Here is a 20490-nt window from a genome sequence, read left to right as displayed (position 1 = left end):
TGTCTGCCATCCAGTCCGTCATGATCTCTTCTCCCGGGAAGGATAGATCCGATAACCCGGCTTAGCCTCTCCCTCAAACGTGTCATAGAAGGCCTGAGCGTCATCGGTTAACAGGTCAAGCCGCGGCACTCCCGTGCGGGCATGGATCTCCTCCACAAGGCGCCGAGCAAGCCCCCGCCTACGAAAATCCGGGTGAATGATGAGCTGGGCGAGATAGGCCTGAGCAATCCCGTCCGTCAATGCCATAGCAAAACCAGCAGTCATGCCATTTGATGAATCCACTGCCACCAGGGTGATCGCACCTGGTGCCAAGCATCCCTTTTTCGCAACTTCAGGATCCGAATAGCTTGACCACCCTTCACCCCTGCACAGTGCAGCGACTGACTCGGCATGCTCAGGGCGAAAGGAAACAATATCGATACTGGTGGTCACGGTCGCAGTATACGTGCGCAGGGGATGACGGGGAGTGGCTTCAAGCGCAGGAACCTGAGATGGAATGAACCTTCTGGCAGGCGGAGACTGGTTGAGCTCAGGTTCTGGGAAAACAAAAATCCCCGGCTGAACCGGGGATTGCTTGTGCCTCCGATCGGCGTCGATCCGATGACCTTTCGATTTTCAGTCGAACGCTCTACCAACTGAGCTACAGAGGCTTATGTAAGATTGCCCGGCATAGCCGGGCAATCTGCGACCCTGACGGGACTTGAACCCGCGACCTCCGCCGTGACAGGGCGGCGCGCTAACCAACTGCGCTACAGGGCCAGGAAGCGTAGACGACTTAAGTCGTACCCCGAACGGGATTCGAACCCGTGTTACCGCCGTGAAAGGGCGGGGTCCTGGGCCGCTAGACGATCGGGGCCAGTGCTTCTGGTGCTGTTGGAGCTTCGTTACCTCATCTCCTCGAGCTAGATCAGCGTACCTAGAAACAGGAGGGGAATGCAAAACCGTTTGGCGTGTCCTTACTCACGCTGAAAAGCGGGTGGGGGAGGGTGTCGAGGTTGGGGCTCTCGGGAACTAGGCTGGGGGTCATGAACTCGATCCTGATTGCTGGGCTTCTAGCGCGAGTGACCGATCCTGCGGCGCCTGTGGATGAGCCCACCGAAGAGCCCACCGATGACTTGACCCTGGAGGAGAACGTCGAGCAGGCCGTTAACGTCACGTTCGACATCGTCAACGTAGTCTTCGCGGTGCTGGTGGGCATTGCTGTTGGCGTGCTAGTAGCGGTTCTGCTGCAGGTTGTGGCGACGATGCTGGCACGGCGACACCCGATCGTGGAGCCTTCTCTTGGGCCAACGAGGCGTCCGTTCCTTGTGCTGATGGGAACCGTGGGCGCCTGGATTGCGTTCACGTGGCGGACGGAAGTGACAGAGGGGGAGATCGAGCCGGGATGGCGGCATCCGCTCTTCCACGCCGGCATGATCCTCGTGATTCTTGCGGGCACCTGGTTTATTGCCAGCATCGTCGTGGGTTTCGAAGCGTCCGTGGTGCGACATGTGGAACGGACCGGGGCGAAACGTGCGAAGCGAATTCAGACCCAGTTCCAGATTGTGCGCCGAGTTCTTGTCGTTGTTGTGTGGACGCTGGGTCTTGCCGGTGTTCTCATCACGTTCCCGACAGCGAGAGCAGCCGGAGCCTCCATCATCGCCTCCGCCGGTATCATCTCCGTGATTGCTGGTTTGGCGGCGCAATCCACGCTTGGCAACGTGTTTGCCGGCCTGCAGGTCGCGTTCTCCGACTCGCTCCGAGTCGACGACATAGTCATCATGGATGGCGAGTATTGCGTGGTTGAAGAAATCACGCTCACTTACGTGGTCCTCAAGGTCTGGGATGGGCGACGCATCATCGTTCCCTCAGGGAAGCTCACCTCCGAAACGTTTGAGAACTGGACTCGCCGCGACGCCCTCATGATGGGCAAAATCTTCTTTGACCTGGACTGGCAGGTCCCGATTGACGCGATGCGATCGGAAATGAACCGAGTTCTGCAAACAACTGATTTGTGGGATCGGCGGACGGCCGTTCTCCAAGTGGACTCCGCAGAAAACGGGGGAGTGAAGATCGCAATCCTTGTCTCCGCCGAAGACTCAGCAACACTGACGGACCTGCGGAACTTCCTGCGTGAACACATGGTCAAGTGGGTGCAGAAGAACGTACCTAGGGCGCTGCCCTACAGTCGCAATGTCAATGTCACGCTCGAGGAGCTGCGTGAAGCGATCCGGGAGTACCCGGACCCGGAGACCTTTGTGGATCCGGAAGAGACGGTGGAACCGCCCAAACCAAAGTTTGAACCGGAAAAGGTCGATCTACAGGAAACGGTTGTCCTCCCCGCCAACTACCTTCCCTTCCGCAGGTCACTCTCGGAACGATCCCCACAGGAACTGCCCGAGGAGAGCCTGGCAGCATCGCCCACAACCGTGGGTGTCTCCACCTCGCAGGTGCGTTCCGGCCACGAATCCTCCATTTTCTCCGGATCACCCGAAGCTGAAGAGCGGGCGAAAGCATTTGCTGGCCCCGGAAAGGAAGCGATCGCTGAACGAGAAAAGAGGGCTGCCATGAGGCAGGAAGTGGGGGATAATGAATCGGACACGGATGAGCAGGATGCTCGGGACGATGATCGGGTGGATGAGACGGTGGAGCGACCCATTCACCTCACCCACGAGTCAGGCCCCGACTCAGAACAATCGATGAATATGGACGCAGACGCTACTGATGGTGCAGGCGGCACCGAGGAGAAGAGATTATGACTGACACAAACTTCCTGACACTGACTGATCAGGATTGGCGTGAGCGCCTGGATGACATGTCCTACCACGTCCTTCGCGAAGCCGGGACCGAACGTCCAGGCACGGGACGTCTCCTTAACGAGGAACGTTCCGGCAGCTACTCCTGCAAGGCCTGCGGTGCCGAGCTCTTTGAAGCGGGCACGAAGTTTGAGGCGCACTGCGGGTGGCCGAGCTTCTACGAATCGAAGGAAGGATCGGTCCGCTACATCGAAGACCGCTCCCTTGGCATGGTGCGCACAGAGGTGCGTTGCGCAAACTGCGATTCCCACCTGGGCCACATCTTCCCCGATGCTCCTCAGACACCGACCGGTAACCGCTACTGCATGAACTCCGTTTCTCTCACCTTCACTCCCGAAGACGGTTCGGGACGTGTCGACGGATAGTATCCGGGTTCTGTCTCTCAACCTTCAGCAGGCCAAACCCCGCGACAGGTTCGATGAGGGACTGAAGCAAATTGCTGCCCTGAGACCGGATGTGGTCCTTGTGCAGGAGGCTGACAAGGGCTCCCTTTTCTCGGGGCGAGCAGACCACGTTGGCATGGTGGCGGAAGCCTGCGGACTCCCACATCACGCGTTCCTGCCGGGCCGGAGCTCGTGGGCAACTGTGCTCCCGCTCGTCAGCCCCCGTGCGAAAAGCATTGGTGACAGCGGGACGGGAATTGGCATCGCCTCACGCTTTCCCGCCACCTGGCACGGTCACCACCTCAAAACAAACCGGTCGCTCGCGCGCCTGCGAGGCGCTCATGTGGATATGGATCAGCCCCGCCAGGTCCTCGCTGGCGTCCTCGACACCGGGGGAGCATCCCTGACGATTGCCACGACTCACCTGTCGTGGCACGTCGGAGTGGGTGTCGACCAACTCAGGCAGGTCGAGGCCTTCCTCAAGACGTTGCCGGGCCCGTACGTGCTGGGTGGGGACTTCAATCTGCGGAAGAACGAATCCATTTGGCCGAGCCTCGTGACAGGCAAGACCTACCCTGCCGATGCGCCCCGATTCCAACTGGATTATCTCGTCTCCACTCTCCCAGCATCCCACTCATCCATTCACAAGTTCGCGTTCTCAGACCATCGCGGCGTCCTCGCTGACATCACCTTCACCTGAAAGTCTCCGCTTCCCGGTACGTGGGAGCAACAGGCACTGACCGCCTAGGCGGGGCCATACTGGCAGGGTGAAGAATGTTGTCTCCCTCCTCCTGTCAGGACTCTCGCAATACGTCGGTGCCTCGATTGCCGTCGGGCTGTTCGTTACAGTGTCGGGGATCGGGGTGGGATGGGGCAGGATCTTCTTCGCGGCAATATTCCTGTTGCTTTGGCGGCGCCCCTGGTCTTACCCGCACAAGTGGCAGGCGTTCGGCTTCGGTCTTGCACTCGGTGCCATGAATCCCCTGTTCTACTTGTCCATTGAACGGATCCCCCTCGGCACCGCCGTCGCACTCGAGTTCCTCGGCCCCGTTGTGCTTGCGGCTCTTGCTCGGACACGGCGCACAACAATCGCCATCGGATTCGCGATCCTTGGTGTCTTCCTCATTTCCTGGATCGGGCTGGACTACACGAAGCCCGGCGTGACCGCGGGCATTATCTTGGCTCTTGCCGCGGGAGTTGCGTGGGCGATCTACATGTTCTTGGCGAGCAAGCTTGCGGGCAAGCCAGGAAATGTTGACGGCCTGGCGATTGGCATGGCGGGGGCTGCCATCGTCTACAGCCCTCTCGCCATAGGTGAATTGCTTGATGCGTCCCCGGATTGGTCCTTCTGGCTCACTCTCGCCGGGGTCGCATTCCTGTCCTCCGTTGTTCCCTACGTCATTGATCAGCTGGTCCTGCGGGAAGTGCCCGCCGCGATCTTCGCGATCCTCAACTCGATCCTGCCGGCGATGAGCATGGTGGTCGGAATGGTCATGTTGTCCCAGGTCCCATCAGCTGGCGAATTTGCCGGCCTCGTGAGCATCTCAATCGCAGTCCTTATCGCTACCTACCGCCCAAAAGGGACAACTTCACCTCAATAAGGTAAAGATATTCTAGTGAAATAGACTGCTTTTGTGAATATTTCACTGAATTGGCCAAATGACATGCGTTTTGCCCTGTGATGCCTTAATCTAAATGGTCGGTGGTGTTACAAGGCGTGACTCCACTAAAGGAGGAATAACTTATGGGTATTATCGGAACAATTGTTGTCGGCGCCATTATCGGCGCTCTCGCCCGACTTGTCATGAAGGGCGATCAGAACCTTGGCGTCATCTGGACTGTCATTCTCGGTGCCGGTGGCGCCGCACTTGGCTGGTGGCTTGTTGAGGGTCCCATGGGCTCGGATTCAACCATCCTCAAGTGGGTCGTTTCGGTTGTCATCGCAATCGTTCTTATCTCGGCCTACCTCGGTATTACCAACCGCAGCAGGCGCTAAGACGTAACAGAGCTTTGGCAGCATCTAGCGCAACAGGGCGCTAGGTCACTACTGAATCAATTGAGGGTGCGGCTTACGCCGCACCCTCAACCATTTCCCCACAAACCCTGTCCCTCTCTCTTCGATCTCTGCATATCTAATCTGTTGCCAGGCATTGAACGCCTGCTGGATTAGGGGATGAGGAAATAGCGAAGTGGCGGATTGAAAAATCTTCTAGGTGCGCAGTAGGCACGGAACGGAAAATAGAGGGGCTAAGACAGCATTTTGGTAAGTACTGCAGGGGTGCTGCAATCCACTAAAAACAACGAACCCCCGGTCTAACAACGTGTTGCTAGACCGGGGGTAAGCCGGGGTAGGCCCCATGGGATTCGAAAGCATGGTATCTGCTATTTGTGGAGTGTTGTGATGGTGCGGAAAAGTCGGTGTAAGTGGCTTGATATCAATGTTTATTCGCGGTCTGTCCCTAGGTCCGTGTATGATGGAATATGACAGGAACGGGCGTAGTTGTTCGCCGCTTGTTCGCCGGATGTTCGTCGGGGTGAGGTATCGGCAATGGCAAATCGTCGTGGGTTCGGAAATATCTACCGCGCGGCCAGCGGGCAGTATGTTGCCCGGTTCGCTCACCCGGATAAGCCCTACAGGGACAACGGTGCCAGGAATTGGGTGCCAGCACCGTACACGTTCGAGCGGAAGACGGAGGCCCAGCTCTGGCTGGATGCGCAACGGACCGACATTCAACGAGGGGTGTGGAAGTCCCCAGAGCAACTAGTCCGCGAGCGCCTCGAGGCGGAAGCGCGATCTAAACGGGATTCATTGTCGTTTGGTCAATATGCCGAAGGGTGGTTGATAGCTCGGAAGCTGACACCCGCGACCAGGTTCGCGTACGAAAGTAATCTACGGACACACCTGCTTCCCCGGTGGGAGGATGTTACGCTCAAGACGATTACAACGCCGGAGATCCGGATGTGGCTTGCGGAGCTTGCACCTAATTCGCCGGGAGCTCGCAAGAAATCAGCTGAGCTGTTCCGGACGATCTTAAACACTGCTGTCGATGATGAGTTGATCCCGGTCAATCCGTACCGGAGAAATATGCTCGGCACGGTGGCAAGCCCGACACCGACGCGGCAAGTGGTGAAACGACAGACAAGGGCCCTAAGTTTGGCCCAGTTACATGCGCTTGCCCACGAAGTGCCCGACTATCTGCGGACCCTCGTTCTGCTCTCTGGTCTATGTGGGTTGCGTTCGGGGGAGGCTCGAGAGCTGCGAGGTAAGGACGTGCAGACTGCCGACGTGTCGGGCACCGTGTACGTCTCAATCGTCCGTGCAGTGTCGGGACAGGGCAAAGCTAAGGTTGTGGGAGTGCCGAAGACCGAAGAATCTATACGGGTAGTCGCTGTCCCGGACCAGATCTCCGGTGATGTTCTCGAGCTGAAAGAGCGGGCGGGCGATGAGGGCCTATTGTTCCGGTCGGTTACGAATCCTGCTGAGCACATCCCGGAGACAACCTATCGGCTGAATATGGTTCGAGCTGGGGAACGGCTCGGGATAGGGCCGGTATCGCCTCATGATCTACGTCGAACGATGGTGACGAACGCTATCGATGCCAGAGTGCCATTGCCAGACATTCAAGCCACGGTGGGACATGCGACGGCCTCAATGACGATGCGTTATGCCCGGTCCTCCCAGGAGCGTCGCGATAGGGCGATGCTGGTCATGAATGAGGCGTACAAGAATCACAACCGGGAGGCTAGTGTGTCCTCCCTCGATGAGAGGCGGGGCGCATGGGGCTAGACATTCTCGGAGAGGTGTCGATCTCATGCGAAGCTAAACGGCCATGGCATCAACCACGCGCGGACGGCAAACGGCGACGGCGCTGGCTCGCAATGTTCGTTATTCACCGTAGCTATGGGGATTGGATGCATGAGGCGGTCTTATCAACTCGGACCTATAGCCGGAACAACGCCGACGGCTCTCCCCGGTTTAACCAACCCGCCTATATCGACCGTGCGGACGGGACCCAGGAGATGCTGCATACGCGACACCCGGCCTTGAGCGGTCAAGCCGACGGGACCCGGGTGACGATTCGATTGCACCGAGTTGATGAGATTTTGCATGACTCCGGGGAAGTCTCTTACCGGATGGAGTGCCCGTGCGGGTATCGGATACGCGACATCTCGAGCAACGAACTGCACCCGGTGTTAGACCAACTCTCAGCGGGCGGGGTGCACTCGATCTCGATCCAACGGTTGCTACGCATTTTAGATCGCTCATAGAAGCGCCGCGCGAGACAACAGTGTATTGATCCGGTGTGTTACCATAGGTGTATTGGCGACGCCGTAGGCGCGAACGTCACATGTAGGAGCTGACCTATGTGATTTGAGCCCGTGCACGGACGGGAGGGTCAACCGCGCCTAAACCCATGAAACCGACAGAGGTTTATTCATGGAAACGTCAACACTCATTCATCCGAGCGAACCCGCGTACACGTCCATTAAGGGCGCAGCAACTCTGCTCGACTGTCACCCCGACACAATCCGACACATGATCTATGCGGGCGAACTGCCACATGTGCGGATTCGTAAAGCTATCCGGATACCGCTCGAGGCTCTCACCGTCGATGCGCTCGCGGGCGGGGTGCAGCGGTAATGACACAGAAAAGGGCGGGACACCCACGAATGGGTGCCCTCACAATCAAAGTACCATCACTGAAAGACACAAAGCACCTGGACCGTGCTCTCACCGTGCAATTACATGCGATTGCTCTCGCGTGCGGAAATTGGCCGGTACTACCCTTAGGCCCTGACAAGCGTCCCCTATTCGACCTCACCGGAGGTAAAGGCCTAACCGTTGCCACGACCGACGTGCATACGGTTCGGGACTGGTTCGGCAATCGGGCCGGGGTGAACCTCGGAGTGGCGATCCCTCCCGGTGTCATTGTCGTTGACCTCGATCCCCGGAACGCGGGCCGGACGGCTGCGGAGATGCTAAAAGACCTTGCAGACCGATGCGGAGCCCTCCCGGCTACAGTGACAGCTGCGAGCGGGGGCGGGGGAGTGCATCTCTGGTTCGAGTTGCCCAAGGGTATGGAGACATTCGACAGAGATCCCGCTCTGGCAGGGCAGGGAATCGACGTGCTCGGCCACGGTGCCTACGTCGTTTGTCCTCCCAGCTCTCACGCGAGCGGGAACGCCTACAGGTGGGTCCACACAGGAGAGCTCGCCACACTGCCACAGGCAGCCCTACAAGCTCTCGAGAGGCCCCGGGACGTACCAGGGGTGCCCGCGATGCTGTTAGGCGCTACGACGCGATCCTGGGGCGGTTTGGTGGCCTCATACGAGCGCATGGCGCAAGAGGGTAACCGCAATGTCCTGCTTAGCCGTGCAGCATGGCGATTCGCGAATGAGCATCAACCAGACGAAGCGTTCCATGCTCTCGCGAGCGCAGCGGTTCGGGCCGGTCTGCCAGAGCGGGAGGTCGATTCAACTATTCGAAGTGCCCGGGCCGGTTACAGTCGCAAGGGCTCGCGGCAATGGGCGTAAAATATGTCAAAGAGGTTGATGAACTGCTCGAGCAATACCCTGACGTGATGGGTGTTGCGGAGGTGGCCATCATCAAAGAGATTGCTTTCAGGTCCCAGGAGCCCGATTCCCAAGCTCATGCCGGGGGTAAGCCCCGGGTATCTAACCAGGAGACACTATGGCCGGGGGAGGTGTACATCACGCGGGTACAGTTCGGGGCGCACGTCGGATTGGGTCCCACTGCCCTCAGTGACAAAGTGTCGGAGATCGAGAAGTCCGGTCTACGGTTACGTCTGCGTGAGGGCAAGCGGGGCAAGGCTACCGTCTACAAATACCCGGGACGAGACGCGCTCGCGATGTTCATGGCGACACGTCCGAAGCGCCGACGAAAGAGGCCCATTGAATGATTCGACTGCTATACCAGTCGCACTATGACAGCTATACCAGTTGCAATATGACTGCCATAGCCGTTACCAGTAGTACTGCTAGCTCTCTAATACATAATTACTAATCAATGGGATTTGCGTTGATTCCAACGCGAGCGGGGAGAGTCCTCTGACTGAGAGGAATCGGTGAGAGTATTCTCCCCAGCTACCCTCAGCGTGGAGATCCTTGGGGAGGGCGTTCGTAAGTCGCATATTCATGCTTGCCGGTCGGTGGGCGGCGGTAGTGACCTCTCTCCCCTCCAGGGAAATAGGCAAGGGGGGACGCGCGCGAGACCGGTTATAACCTGTCGCCTTATGACCGTGAGCACGGGAAGATAAAGAGCATGGAGCAGCATAACGGGAGGGTCTCTACAACGGCCTCAATGCCCTATATGGCCATGACCTAGCAGTCGCGAGGAGAGAACTGGAGTGGGTGGAGATCAACCTTGCTAAAGCCCCTGACCTGTCGCCAGTAGCAGAGGCCCTGAAAGAAATGGTGGCCCGTCTTGAGTGCAGCTAAGAGGACTTAGTCATCTCGGCGTAGCGTTCAAAAAGCGTTGCCTGGCGCTCTGCCTCCGTGGGGTTGGCTTTACTGCGGGTTGCTTATAGTCCGAAGGCTCCGCCGCTGACGAGGATGACGAGGCCCAGGCCGATGAGCACTGCTGGAAAGAGAATGTGTTCCCATCGTTCCAGGGCTTCTGCAATAGGTTTTCTGGAGCTGATCCATTTGGCCAGGAAGACTAGGACGGCCACCAGTACTAAGAAGACGATGCAGTAGGCCAGCACTGCACCCCAGCTGACGCTGACGAACACGGGCACATAGACGCCGAGATTGTCGCCACCGTTGGCGAAGGTCACTGCCGCGACCGTCCAGACTGAGACGCGTTTGCCTTCCAGTTGTGCTTCGTCATCGTCGTCTTCGCCGCGATTTTTCCAGGCCTGCCATGCCGCCCAGAGACCTAGCCCCAGGGGAATCAGACCGAAGTAGGGGAGCGCTTCTTCCGGCAGCAGTACTTGGGCACCAAAGGCGGCGGCTACCGCCGCGCCTAAAATGCCCAGGAATCCGAGATATTGTCCCACCAGGATGCGGCGAGTGGTGCCTGGTTGTCCCCGGCCTCGCACGAAGAACAGCGACAGGATGACGATGTCATCAATGTTGGTGGCGATAAACAGCCCGATTGCCTGCACGATGGAAGAAATCACGCGCTGAGCTCCTCATCATGAGTACAACCGACAACAGTGCAGACCGGATCAATGCAAGGGGCAGATACGTCAACGGCCAGGGTCGTGTCCACCAACGCTGTCAGTGCCTGAGCCAAGTGTGGGTCTGCGATCTCGTAGCGGGTTTGGCGTCCCTGATGCTGTCCGACCACAATGCCACAGTCTCGCAAACAGGCCAGGTGGTTGGACACATTAGACCGTGTCAGGTCCAGATCGTGGGCAAGGACCGCCGGATATTCAGGCCCCTCCAACAGTGTTAATAAAATTCGGGACCGCGTGGGATCGGCCATGGCTCGACCCAACCGGTTCATGATATCTAAACGAGCAGCATTAGTCAGCATGCACTGAACTATACAGTACATACTGAAGCGACTTCAAGTTTATTGGAACGGCAAAATGTCCCATGGGCGAAGTTTGTGTGCTTAGAAACCTGGAAACCCGTACAACCTTTGAGGGCCTAAACGCGTAGCGGTCCCAGAGACAAGCAAGGGGGCCTCCCGGGGCCAGGGCTACGGCTGTTGAGGAAGCTCCAGAGCGGCACGGGAATTAACGATAAGGGCGTCTAGGAGAGCCGCCGCCCTTTCATGCCCAGCCGTGTCCTTGTTGAACCCGGCATAGCGGTCCATCGCTTCTAGGGCCTTGAGGAGTGGAGTCGCTGCTGAGACCTCTCCCGCCTCCAGACGGTTGAACAGGGCCCCTGTAACGGTGTTTAGGCGCTCCATCTGCAACTCCCGATAGGTTTCCGCGTCCTCCCGGTATACGTCTGTCAGAGCGGCCTGTACGGCCTTGTAGGGCCCTGACCTGTTTGCGTATCCCAGCTCCAGGGCTATCTCCTCGTAAGAGGCTCCTCTGAGCCTGAGTTGGAGAGCGTCCCTCCGCTTCTCCGCGAGGGTGAGTTTCTGTTGTGTCTGAGACATGTTTCCTGCCCTTATAGGTTTCCTTTACGTCTCCCGCCTTCCATTCTTTCAGCCGGCGGAGGCAGAAATAGAGCCCTGATCTGAGAGGGAGGGGGAGGGTCCCCGCGTGCCCTCTCCTGGACACTCCCGCGGCATAGTGCGGCTTTCACTCACGGGTATGTCAGACCGGTATGACAAACCGGGGGCGCTACTCGGCTGGAATCAGTGTTACGGATACGGGCCTGTCTGAACCGGTTAATCATTGCCAGGACAAGGAAAGGTCATCCCTTGTCGGGGAGTGGGCCAGGAAATTGAAACCTCCGGGCGGTCGTAGAACAGGACCTGCTATCCCGCGGTTGTGTGATGGAGGTCGGGAGGGGGAGACGTGGCCCAGGGCCTAGTGCTTACGGCGCTTCCTGGTGATCGTCTCGGTTGCGCTTGCGGTTGTTGGCTCGGTTGTCATCGTGGTTGTCATCGTGGTTGTGGGTGGTGGGACAACTCGAGGATTGCCAGGCGAAGTGTTCCCACTGTTCGCCGTACGTTCGCCGCGCCTCATAAATGCTATTCCCCCGGCTCGCATATCGTTGCAATACCGGGGGAAAGCCGGGGTAGGCCCCATGGGATTCGAACCCATAACCTACGGATTAAAAGTCCGGAGCTCTACCATTGAGCTAGAGGCCCCTGGCTCCAAAATGAGCCAGGAATCATGGTAGCACTTCAATTGGGTCAGGAAGGTCCTACACCTGCAGGGTGTGATGAGGGACAATAAGGAAAGACAGTTTTCGTTGATGGAGGACCCCATGAATAAGCGTCCACGGCGCCCCGCCCAAATCGACCCGGAACAGGTTGAGTACTTGACGGGTGAACCAGATCCGGCCTTTAGCTCGGAACTGGCTCACGTCTCGGCTCAAGCCCTTGTTCCCACCGATAGCCGCCAAAATATTGACGATGACGTGCGAGAACGAGTCCTCGAACTCATTGCCTCAGAAGGCATTGACCTCGTCGCTGAAGCCTGGGTCCGCGCGCCTGCCGACACCCTTGCTGGCGCCATGTGGCGCGGCTACCTGCTAGCTGAATGGATCCGCCGCGAACCATCCGATGTTGCTCGCCGCTACGCTGCCTCGGTTGCCATGCAGGGAGAAGAGCAGGATGCTCTCCCCGGAAACCCTGATTCGATCCGGGCCCGCTGGGTCGCGGTCTTCGAAGGGATTGGGGCCGGAGACTTCCAGAGTCTTCTTCACGACTCTGCGCGCTTTGCCTCCTTCCTTGGAGACTTGGATGCCGTGTGGATCGCGTCCGATAACCACGCCCTTGCCACCCAGGTGACAAGACGAAACGAAGCACTGCTCGTGACGGCCCGTGAACTGGCCGAAGCGACCGTTCTCTTTGCCGATGGGAGGCTTGACTGATGCGAGTATCAACCGCCCGGCCCGATATGGCCGAGTTCAAGGCATTTGCGGCTCTCGTTGAAGAACACGATGGTGTCGAGGCCTTTGGTGAGGCCTCCCACCGGGACGTTGCCGAGGATCGTGCCGCCCGCTACTTCGCAATCTACGAGGACAAGCTCATCGCGCTCGCGGTCATCGGGAAGGAAGGGAGTGAACTTGCCGTACATCCCGACTTCCGCCAGCAGGGAATCGGATACGACGTTGTCACCCACGTGGCATCAACCGTCAACCCGATGAGGCTCTGGTCGCACGGGAACCTACCGGTGGCGGCAGCCCTTGCCGGAAAGGCAAGGCTTGAGCCGGTTCGTGAGCTCCGTCAGCTCTCGAAAGAACTCCTGCGCTCACCGCGTCCCGAATCCCGCAGCGATGTCACTCTGCGCCCCTACACGGAAGCCGATGTTCACGCGCTTGTGGACGTTAATGCTCGGGCCTTTGTGGACCACCCGGAGCAGGGGCAGATGGTGGCGGAGGATGTGGAGAAGTCAGGTGGGGAAATCCAGTTGGCCGAATCTGACGGGAAGGTTGTCGGCTACTACTGGATCCAGCGTGACCCCGCCGAACTCTACGTGCTCGGTGTGGACCCGGAATGGCAGGGCAGGGGCCTGGGCGGTTGGTTAACAGCGCACACCCTTGCTGACCTGTCCGAAGGCGGTGCCGACCGCGTCATGCTCTACGTTGAGGGTGATAACATTCCGGCTCTGGCCACCTACGAGCGGGCCGGATTCTCGCTCGCGCGAAGCGATATCCAATACGAAATGTCATCATAGGGTGCCGGTCACGTGCAGTTAACCCAAAGGTAGGAGAATACCGAACATGGAGAGTGAACTTCGATCCTCGGTTGAGGACAGCCGTGATGACCAGGAAGACTTCGTCGACATTGAAGACGAGGTTGAGGAGGAGACGGAACAGGTGACGGATACCGAGGACGAGCTTGCCCGCAGGGCACGCGTTCGTGCCGCGGCCAGGACCGGTTCCCCCGTTCCCCTCGCATCGCTTGCCGCTCAGCTGGAAGACCAGAGTGAGGGCGAGGAGCCCGATGATCTTCCGGACGGCAGGTTTGCCGACCGTGAACTGAGCTGGCTCGCATTCAACGCGCGCGTTCTTGAACAGGCTGAAGACGAGGAATTGCCGCTCCTGGAGCGCGCCTGGTTCCTCGCAATCTTTGCCTCCAACCTCGACGAATACTTCATGGTGCGAGTGGCAGGCCTCAAGCGACGCATCGCAACCGGTCTCGCTGTTCCTTCGGCTTCGGGGCTTTCCCCGCGCCAGGTTCTTGAGGGCATCACTGAGACCGCGAAGGAACTCATGTGGCGGCACTCCCAGGTGTTCGCCAATGATGTGCAACCGAAGCTCGCATCCGAAGGTATCGACATCGTGCACTGGGAGCAGCTGGAGCCGCACCAGCACGAGGGACTGCGGAAGATGTTCCGGTCCGATATTTTCCCGGTTCTCACCCCGCTTGCCGTTGACCCGGCCCATCCCTTCCCCTACATTTCCGGGCTCTCCCTCAACCTCGCGGTTGTTGTTCGCAATCCCAGTACCGGCAAGGAGCACTTCGCGCGCGTCAAGGTTCCGCCCCTGCTTCCCAGGTTTATTGCGATCGACGAGGAGGGACGGTCCTTCGATCCGGAAGATGTGTCGCTCATGACCGGCAAGACCTCTTTCGTTCCCCTGGAAGAAATCATCGGTGCCCACCTTGATACCCTGTTCCCGGGGATGGAGGTCGTCGAATACGACACCTTCCGTGTCACCCGCAACGAGGACGTGGAGGTGGAAGAGGACGATGCAGAGAACCTCCTGACCGCGCTCGAGAAGGAGCTTATGAGGCGCCGTTTCGGCCCCGCCGTGCGCCTGGAAGTTGCCGAGGGCATTTCCGATCACGTCCTCAACCTCCTCATGACGGAACTGGACGTGCGTGAATCCGACGTGTTCCGACTGCCTGCACCGCTCGACCTGACCGGGCTCAACGTCATTCACGACCTGGATCGCCCCGAACTGAAGTACAAGAAGTTTGTGCCCGTCACGGCACGCGGCCTCGCGGACGTGGAGTCCTCGACGCCCACGAACTTCTTCGACGTCATCAAGGAACGGGACATCCTCCTTCATCACCCCTACGATTCGTTCGCGACCTCGGTGCAGCAGTTCATCGCGCAGGCGGCTGCGGATCCGAAGGTGCTGGCGATCAAGCAGACCCTGTACCGCACCTCCGGTGACTCCCCGATCGTTGACTCCCTCATCAAGGCGGCCCGCCTCGGCAAGCAGGTTCTCGCGATTGTTGAGATCAAGGCCCGTTTCGACGAGGCCGCGAACATCGAGTGGGCACGCAAGCTCGAGCAGGCCGGCGTGCACGTCGTGTACGGCATTGTTGGGCTCAAAACCCACTGCAAGCTGTGCCTTGTTGTCCGTCAGGAAGAAGACGGGCTACGCCGCTACTGCCACGTCGGCACCGGTAACTACCATTCGAAGACCGCACGCGGTTACGAAGACCTTGGCTTGCTCACCTCGAACCGGGATGTTGGTCAGGACCTGACCAGGCTCTTCAACCAGCTGTCGGGCTATGCTCCGAGGACCAAGTTCCACCGTCTCCTGGTCGCGCCCCGCACGGTCCGCCCCGGACTGCTTGAGCGCATCGAACGGGAGATCGCCAACAAGCAGGCGGGCAAGGAAGCCTGGGTCAAGATCAAGGTCAACTCCCTTGTTGACGAGAAGCTGATCGACGCCCTGTACCGAGCATCGCAAGCCGGTGTTCCCGTTTCGATCCAGGTCCGCGGCATCTGTGCGCTCCGCGCGGGCATCCCCGGACTCTCGGACAACATTAAGGTCCGGTCAATTCTTGGAAGGTTTCTCGAGCATTCTCGGATCTTCGCGTTCCACAACGGTGGTGACCCGGATGTGTTCATCGGCTCGGCCGACCTCATGCATCGCAACCTGGACCGCAGGGTCGAGGCACTCATCAAGATCATCGACCCCGGTCAGATCGTGCGCCTCCTCGAACTGCTCGATATTGCGACCGATGATGGCACCTCCTCCTGGCATCTCGGGGCCGATGGGTGGCGCCGAGTCAACAAGGATGATGAGGGGCGGGCTCTCGCTGATATCCAGGAGCTCCTCATGAAGAACGCTCGAGCACGGGTGAAGAATTGAGTTCAAAGCCCGACGTTGTTGCGGCTGGTGCCGTGGTGTGGCGCATCCACAACCGGAAGCTTGAAGTTCTTCTCATTCACCGACCCTCCTACGATGACTGGTCGATACCGAAGGGGAAGCTCAACAACGGGGAGGACATTCCTGTTGCTGCGATCCGCGAGGTAGAGGAAGAGACCGGGGTTCCGATCTTTCTTGGGCAACCGCTCGGCAACGTGACGTACCGGTTGGGGGATGGGCGGAAGAAAACCACCCACTACTGGGCGGCCCAACCGCTCTCCCCGAACACGAAACTGTTCAAGGTGCGCCCCCACGTCGCCCCCGCAAAGACTACCGAGGTTGACAGGGTCGAATGGGTGCAGGCTGACCGTGCGTTCGACAAATTAACCCGGGAGTCGGACCGTGACCTGCTGGGGAAACTTGTTGACCAGAACAACGACGACAAGCTTAAAACCTGGACCCTCATTGTTGTGCGGCACAGCCGCGCCATGAAACGTTCCGCGTGGAAGAAGGGAAAGGGTTCGGAAGATACTCGGCCACTGACGCCTGCGGGGGAGAAGATGGCGAAGGAAATGATCCCGCTGCTATCCGCCTACGGCGTCACCCGCCTCGTTTCCTCACCGTGGGAGCGGTGCGTGGCAACCCTGCAGCCCTACCGGCAGGCCATGGGAATCGAGATCGAAACCCATGACTCACTGACCGAGGCAGCGCACGAAAAGAAGCAGCGACCCGTCTACCGGCTCATTGATGAACTGCTCCGAGTAAACGAGGCGCCGGTCGCGCTGTGCGCGCACCGACCAACCCTCCCGACGATCGTGGAGGCCTTCAAGGATCGGGCACCGCACTCCGTCATGAAGCAGGTGCCGAAGGAAGATCCCTGGCTGCAGACCGGGGAGGCTCTCATCGCTCACGTGTCCGGACGCAAGGGGAGGAAGGCACGAATCGTGGCCCTCGAAAAACTCCGCCCATCCATTTAGTGGCGTTTTGCCCGGGTAACGCCGTGTTTGGTGAGCTGATTCACGGAACTGTTAACCAACTGTTAACCGTAACGGGGTTCGTTGGTCACCCTGCACGTTTACCGTAGATCGTGGTCCAGAGCTTCGCGCTCGCCCAGAACTAATCCAAAGGATGGAAACGACCGTGAACATCACCCGTTCCCGCAAGGCTGCATCGCTCGCACTCGCCGGCGCCCTTGCAATCACACTGACCGCCTGCTCCGACGACTCCGACAACACCGAGGAGACGTCAGCAGAGGAAACTTCGGCTGAAGAGACCACCGAGGAAGAGGCCCAAGAGACCACCGAGGATACGTCGGAAGACGCTACCGAGGAAGAGTCCGAAGGCACCACCGGGTCCTCCGAGGCACCCACCGCGATCGAAGACCTGGGCGTTTCCGGTTCGCTCAACGGCTCCGGTGCTTCCTCGCAGCAGAACGCTCAGCAGGCATGGCGTGACTCCTTCTCGTCTGACTACGGCGTGACCATCAACTACAACCCGACCGGTTCCGGTACCGGCCGCGAGCAGTTCATTGGTGGCGCAGTTTCCTTCGCTGGCACCGACTCGATCCTCGACGAGGAAGAGATCGCAGCAGCAGAGCAGCGCTGTGGCGCAGAGATCCTCGAGCTCCCGCTCTACATCTCGCCCATCGCCATTGCTTACAACCTGCCCGGCGTTGACTCCCTCAACCTGTCGCCCGAGAACATCGCAGCGATCTTCTCCGGTGAGATCACCAACTGGAACGACGACGCTATCGTTGCCGACAACCCGGATGTTGAGCTCCCCGACCTCGAAATCGTCCCGGTCAACCGCGCTGACGACTCCGGTACCACCGAGAACTTCGTCCAGTACATCATCGAATCCGCTGGTGAAGAGGCATGGCCCTACGAGGCTGAAGACGTGTGGCCGATCTCGGGCACCCAGTCCGCTGAGAAGACCAACGGTGTTGTCGACCTGACCGCTCAGACCGAAGGTGCCATCACCTACGCTGACGCTTCGCAGATCGGTGACCTCGGCGCAGCTAACGTTGACGTGAACGGCGAGTGGCTCTCCTACTCTCCCGAGGCAGCAGCTGCGATTGTTGACGGCTCCGAAGCAACCGACGATGCGACCGACAAGATCCTCACCGTTGACCTCAAGCGCGACGGCTCGATCGAGGGCGCATACCCGGTTGTCATGATCTCCTACATCGTTGCTTGCACCGAGTACGAAGATGCTCAGGAAGCAGCCAACGTCAAGGGCTACCTCACCTACATGGCTTCCGACGAGGGCCAGGAGTTCTCGGCTCAGGCTAACGGCGGTAACGCACCCATCTCCGACGAGCTGCAGTCCCGCGTCTTCGCTGCGATTGACGCCATCGTCACCGAGTAATCGGCGTCGTTGCACAATATAGTTGCCTGATGGCGGGCTGGCTTCTGGCCAGCCCGCCTTTAGGGTTTAACCAAAGGAGTTTCGCGTGTCTACAGTGACAACGAGAGACGAGACAAAGAAGCCTAAGAGGTCAGTCGGTTCCAGTGGGGACAAGGCTTTCAAAGGCTTCGCCTACGGCGCGGGAATCGCTATTCTCCTGCTCCTGGGTGCTGTCGCGTTCTTCTTGCTTTTGCAGTCCTACCAGGTCTACACGGCCTCCAATGAAGAAATCGCGCAGGAGGTGGGCTTCTCTCGCATTGGCGGTGAGCAGCTGACCTTCTGGGGATTCGCGGCACGTGCGCTGTTCGGCACCGTCCTGTCGGCCCTCATGGCGCTCGCGATTGCCGTTCCGCTTGCGATCGGTATCGCCCTCTTCATTTCGCACTACGCTCCGCGCAGGCTTTCGCAGGCGCTCGGCTACGTGATTGACCTACTTGCCGCGATCCCTTCCATTATCTTCGGTATGTGGGGTATGTGGACACTTGAGCCACTGATGAAGCCCATCTTCACCTGGATCGAAGACTACATTCGTCCCATCGTCGTATTCTTCACCGGCGAGGGTGAAACCGTTGATGGTGAAGTTGTGTGGAGCGGTGGTTTCCCAGGCCTGAACTATGCGGCTGAGAAGTGGGAGTGGTGGCCGATCAACCCGGATACGCTCAGTGTCGCTGCCGGTCCCGCACGTAACATTGCGATGGCATCGATCATTCTCGCCATCATGGTTCTGCCGATCATCACCTCTCTGTGCCGCGAAGTCTTCATCCAGACCCCCCGCCTTCAGGAAGAGGCTGCGATGGCACTCGGTGCCACCCGGTGGGAAATGATCACCATGACCGTGCTGCCTATGGGCCGCTCCGGCATGGTCTCCGCAGCCATGCTGGGACTTGGTCGCGCACTCGGTGAGACCATGGCCGTGCTCATGGTTCTGTCGGCCGGCCTCCAGGTCAACTTCGATATCTTCTCCGTCGGACAGCACTCGACGATTGCCTCCCGCATCGCCCTCCACTGGCCCGAAGCCAGTGCCGGCACGGCAGACAATCCTTCGCTCGAACAGCCCTTCCTGATCGCACTCGGTTTGCTCCTGTTCGCGCTCACCTTCGTCGTCAACTTCATTGCCCGCGGTATTGTTAACCGCCGCAAGGAATTCTCGGGAGCAAACGCATGAGTACCCTGACACCAGAAAAGGTCGAGGGCACCCCGACAGGGGAGACCCACGGCAAGCGCCTACCGCGCTGGTTCACAGCGGCCGCCGTCCTTGTCTCCGCCGGACTGGCATACCTCCTCCTCGAACTGTGGGGATTTGAGGGGGCTACCCCGATCGCGACCGTCGTCCTAACGCTCGTTCTCTACCTGGTCATCTCCACCGGCACCTCCTTCCTTGTTGAGGGCCGCAGGTACGCGGTTGACCGCATGGTGACCGGCCTGATCGTTGCCGCATTCCTCATCGCTGTCGCTCCGCTCCTCTCCCTCCTATGGATGGTTGTTGAGGCCGGTGTCAGTGAGTTCAGCTGGGACTTCCTCACCAACGACCGCGACGGCCTCACCCTTGCCGATCACGTGACCGGTGCGGGACACGCCCTCGTCGGAACGCTCGTCATCACCGGCACCACCGCACTGATTGCTGTTCCGCTGGGAATCATGACCGCCGTCTACCTGGTCGAATACGGTCGCGGCACCCTCGCAAAGGTTGTCACGTTCCTCGTCGACATCATGACCGGTATCCCCTCGATCGTTGCGGGCCTGTTCGCAGCCGCCATGATCCCCACGATTGCCGAATACTTTGTGGGAACCTCGGCCGCGTTGCAGATGAAGACGGGCTTCATGGGTTCGGTTGCACTCGTGGTACTCATGACCCCGATCGTTATTAGGAACACGGAAGAGATGCTCCGGATCGTTCCGAACGAACTGCGCGAAGCCTCCTATGCGCTTGGCGTGACGAAGTCCCGCACGATCACCAAGGTCGTGCTGCGCACCGCGCTGCCCGGCATCGTGTCCGGTGTCGTCATCGCCATCGCCCGCATCATCGGCGAAACCGCGCCGCTCCTCATCACCACCGGCACCACGAACGTGTTCAACTGGAACATGTTCTCCGGCTACATGGAAACCCTGCCGACCTACGTGTACTCGTCATGGAGTAACCAGTCGACACGTGACCTTGCCTGGTCCGGTGCCCTGACCCTTATTCTTCTCGTTCTGATCTTGAACCTGATTGCCCGATTCATTGCCAAGGCGTTCGCGCCAAAGGGCGAAAAGTAAGCCGT

At 59.2% G+C, this 20490-nt stretch carries 20 protein-coding genes and 4 tRNA genes; 16 read left to right on the top strand and 8 right to left on the bottom strand.

The genetic code is table 11. The features are described 5' to 3' along the window. Nucleotides 1–18 precede the first annotated feature (18 nt). The 4 genes from BN1241_RS12235 to BN1241_RS05280 all read right to left on the bottom strand — a co-directional run bounded on the left by BN1241_RS12235 (nt 19) and on the right by BN1241_RS05280 (nt 856). The gene (locus BN1241_RS12235; protein WP_077138289.1) at nt 19–432 is read right to left on the bottom strand and encodes a GNAT family N-acetyltransferase; all 414 of its coding nucleotides are present in this window, start codon (nt 430–432) and stop codon (nt 19–21) included. 145 nt (nt 433–577) lie between these two features. After that, a tRNA-Phe gene (locus BN1241_RS05290) sits at nt 578–650 on the bottom strand. A gap of 35 nt (nt 651–685) precedes the next feature. Beyond that, a tRNA-Asp gene (locus BN1241_RS05285) sits at nt 686–759 on the bottom strand. A 24-nt stretch (nt 760–783) separates the two neighbouring features. Further along, nucleotides 784–856 (bottom strand) — tRNA-Glu (locus BN1241_RS05280). Nucleotides 857–1025: 169 nt separating this feature from the next. Between BN1241_RS05280 and BN1241_RS05275 the strand changes: the two genes are divergently transcribed. From BN1241_RS05275 to BN1241_RS05230, 9 genes are all read left to right on the top strand, one after another. Continuing rightward, the gene (locus BN1241_RS05275; RefSeq protein ID WP_054952654.1) at nt 1026–2738 is read left to right on the top strand and encodes a mechanosensitive ion channel family protein; all 1713 of its coding nucleotides are present in this window, start codon (nt 1026–1028) and stop codon (nt 2736–2738) included. Then, nucleotides 2735–3160, top strand: coding sequence for a peptide-methionine (R)-S-oxide reductase MsrB (gene msrB / locus BN1241_RS05270; RefSeq protein WP_054952653.1), 426 nt, complete (start codon nt 2735–2737; stop codon nt 3158–3160). Before BN1241_RS05275 ends, msrB begins: the two co-directional genes overlap by 4 nt. After that, nucleotides 3147–3878, top strand: a complete 732-nt coding sequence (locus tag BN1241_RS05265) for an endonuclease/exonuclease/phosphatase family protein (RefSeq protein WP_054952652.1) — start codon at nt 3147–3149, stop codon at nt 3876–3878. Before msrB ends, BN1241_RS05265 begins: the two co-directional genes overlap by 14 nt. A 67-nt stretch (nt 3879–3945) precedes the next feature. Then, on the top strand, nt 3946–4779 hold the full coding sequence (locus tag BN1241_RS05260) for an EamA family transporter (RefSeq protein WP_054952651.1): 834 nt from the start codon (nt 3946–3948) through the stop codon (nt 4777–4779). A gap of 143 nt (nt 4780–4922) precedes the next feature. Then, complete coding sequence (locus BN1241_RS05255) at nt 4923–5174, top strand: GlsB/YeaQ/YmgE family stress response membrane protein (protein ID WP_054952650.1); 252 nt, start codon at nt 4923–4925, stop codon at nt 5172–5174. Nucleotides 5175–5726: 552 nt separating this feature from the next. After that, nucleotides 5727–6965, top strand: coding sequence for a tyrosine-type recombinase/integrase (locus BN1241_RS05250; RefSeq protein ID WP_054952649.1), 1239 nt, complete (start codon nt 5727–5729; stop codon nt 6963–6965). A gap of 651 nt (nt 6966–7616) precedes the next feature. Then, a complete protein-coding gene (locus tag BN1241_RS05240) occupies nt 7617–7820 on the top strand; it encodes a helix-turn-helix domain-containing protein (protein ID WP_054952647.1) in 204 nt (67 codons plus the stop codon). After that, nucleotides 7820–8713 carry a bifunctional DNA primase/polymerase gene (locus BN1241_RS05235; protein WP_082418222.1) on the top strand — a complete coding sequence of 298 codons (894 nt, stop codon included), beginning with the start codon at nt 7820–7822 and terminating at the stop codon, nt 8711–8713. The genes BN1241_RS05240 and BN1241_RS05235 overlap by 1 nt, the downstream gene beginning before the upstream one ends. Beyond that, entirely contained in the window at nt 8704–9099 is a 396-nt protein-coding gene (locus BN1241_RS05230) for a hypothetical protein (RefSeq protein WP_054952645.1), read from the top strand. The genes BN1241_RS05235 and BN1241_RS05230 overlap by 10 nt, the downstream gene beginning before the upstream one ends. Nucleotides 9100–9720: 621 nt before the next feature. On the opposite strand, the gene BN1241_RS05225 is transcribed toward BN1241_RS05230, so the two are convergent. The 4 genes from BN1241_RS05225 to BN1241_RS05210 all read right to left on the bottom strand — a co-directional run bounded on the left by BN1241_RS05225 (nt 9721) and on the right by BN1241_RS05210 (nt 11915). Next, nucleotides 9721–10320 carry a cadmium resistance transporter gene (locus tag BN1241_RS05225; RefSeq protein WP_054952644.1) on the bottom strand — a complete coding sequence of 200 codons (600 nt, stop codon included), beginning with the start codon at nt 10318–10320 and terminating at the stop codon, nt 9721–9723. Then, complete coding sequence (cmtR, locus tag BN1241_RS05220) at nt 10317–10679, bottom strand: Cd(II)/Pb(II)-sensing metalloregulatory transcriptional regulator CmtR (protein WP_054953811.1); 363 nt, start codon at nt 10677–10679, stop codon at nt 10317–10319. Before cmtR ends, BN1241_RS05225 begins: the two co-directional genes overlap by 4 nt. 168 nt (nt 10680–10847) lie before the next feature. Continuing rightward, on the bottom strand, nt 10848–11255 hold the full coding sequence (locus BN1241_RS05215) for a hypothetical protein (protein WP_054952643.1): 408 nt from the start codon (nt 11253–11255) through the stop codon (nt 10848–10850). Nucleotides 11256–11843: 588 nt separating this feature from the next. After that, nucleotides 11844–11915, bottom strand: a tRNA-Lys gene (locus BN1241_RS05210). A gap of 119 nt (nt 11916–12034) precedes the next feature. Here BN1241_RS05210 and BN1241_RS05205 point away from each other — a divergent pair. From BN1241_RS05205 to pstA, 7 genes are all read left to right on the top strand, one after another. Further along, nucleotides 12035–12643 carry a hypothetical protein gene (locus tag BN1241_RS05205; RefSeq protein WP_077138391.1) on the top strand — a complete coding sequence of 203 codons (609 nt, stop codon included), beginning with the start codon at nt 12035–12037 and terminating at the stop codon, nt 12641–12643. Beyond that, nucleotides 12643–13449 (top strand): mycothiol synthase, encoded by an 807-nt coding sequence (gene mshD, locus BN1241_RS05200; RefSeq protein ID WP_054952641.1) that lies wholly within the window; start codon nt 12643–12645, stop codon nt 13447–13449. The genes BN1241_RS05205 and mshD overlap by 1 nt, the downstream gene beginning before the upstream one ends. 46 nt (nt 13450–13495) lie before the next feature. Continuing rightward, nucleotides 13496–15826, top strand: coding sequence for an RNA degradosome polyphosphate kinase (locus BN1241_RS05195; RefSeq protein ID WP_082418221.1), 2331 nt, complete (start codon nt 13496–13498; stop codon nt 15824–15826). Continuing rightward, on the top strand, nt 15823–16800 hold the full coding sequence (locus BN1241_RS05190) for an NUDIX hydrolase (protein WP_054952640.1): 978 nt from the start codon (nt 15823–15825) through the stop codon (nt 16798–16800). The genes BN1241_RS05195 and BN1241_RS05190 overlap by 4 nt, the downstream gene beginning before the upstream one ends. Before the next feature lie 163 nt (nt 16801–16963). Beyond that, nucleotides 16964–18190: a phosphate ABC transporter substrate-binding protein PstS gene (locus BN1241_RS05185; protein WP_077138288.1), complete on the top strand. Its 1227-nt coding sequence runs from the start codon at nt 16964–16966 to the stop codon at nt 18188–18190. Nucleotides 18191–18275: 85 nt separating this feature from the next. After that, nucleotides 18276–19394 (top strand): PstC family ABC transporter permease, encoded by a 1119-nt coding sequence (locus tag BN1241_RS05180; protein ID WP_054952638.1) that lies wholly within the window; start codon nt 18276–18278, stop codon nt 19392–19394. Next, nucleotides 19391–20485, top strand: coding sequence for a phosphate ABC transporter permease PstA (gene pstA / locus BN1241_RS05175; RefSeq protein WP_054952637.1), 1095 nt, complete (start codon nt 19391–19393; stop codon nt 20483–20485). The genes BN1241_RS05180 and pstA overlap by 4 nt, the downstream gene beginning before the upstream one ends. Nucleotides 20486–20490: the final 5 nt, after the last annotated feature.

The sequence above is a fragment of the Flaviflexus massiliensis genome, from assembly GCF_001375495.1.
Taxonomy (GTDB): Bacteria; Actinomycetota; Actinomycetes; order Actinomycetales; family Actinomycetaceae; genus Flaviflexus; species Flaviflexus massiliensis.
Note: the sequence above shows the minus strand (reverse complement) of the source record. Positions and strands in the feature narration are given on the sequence as shown.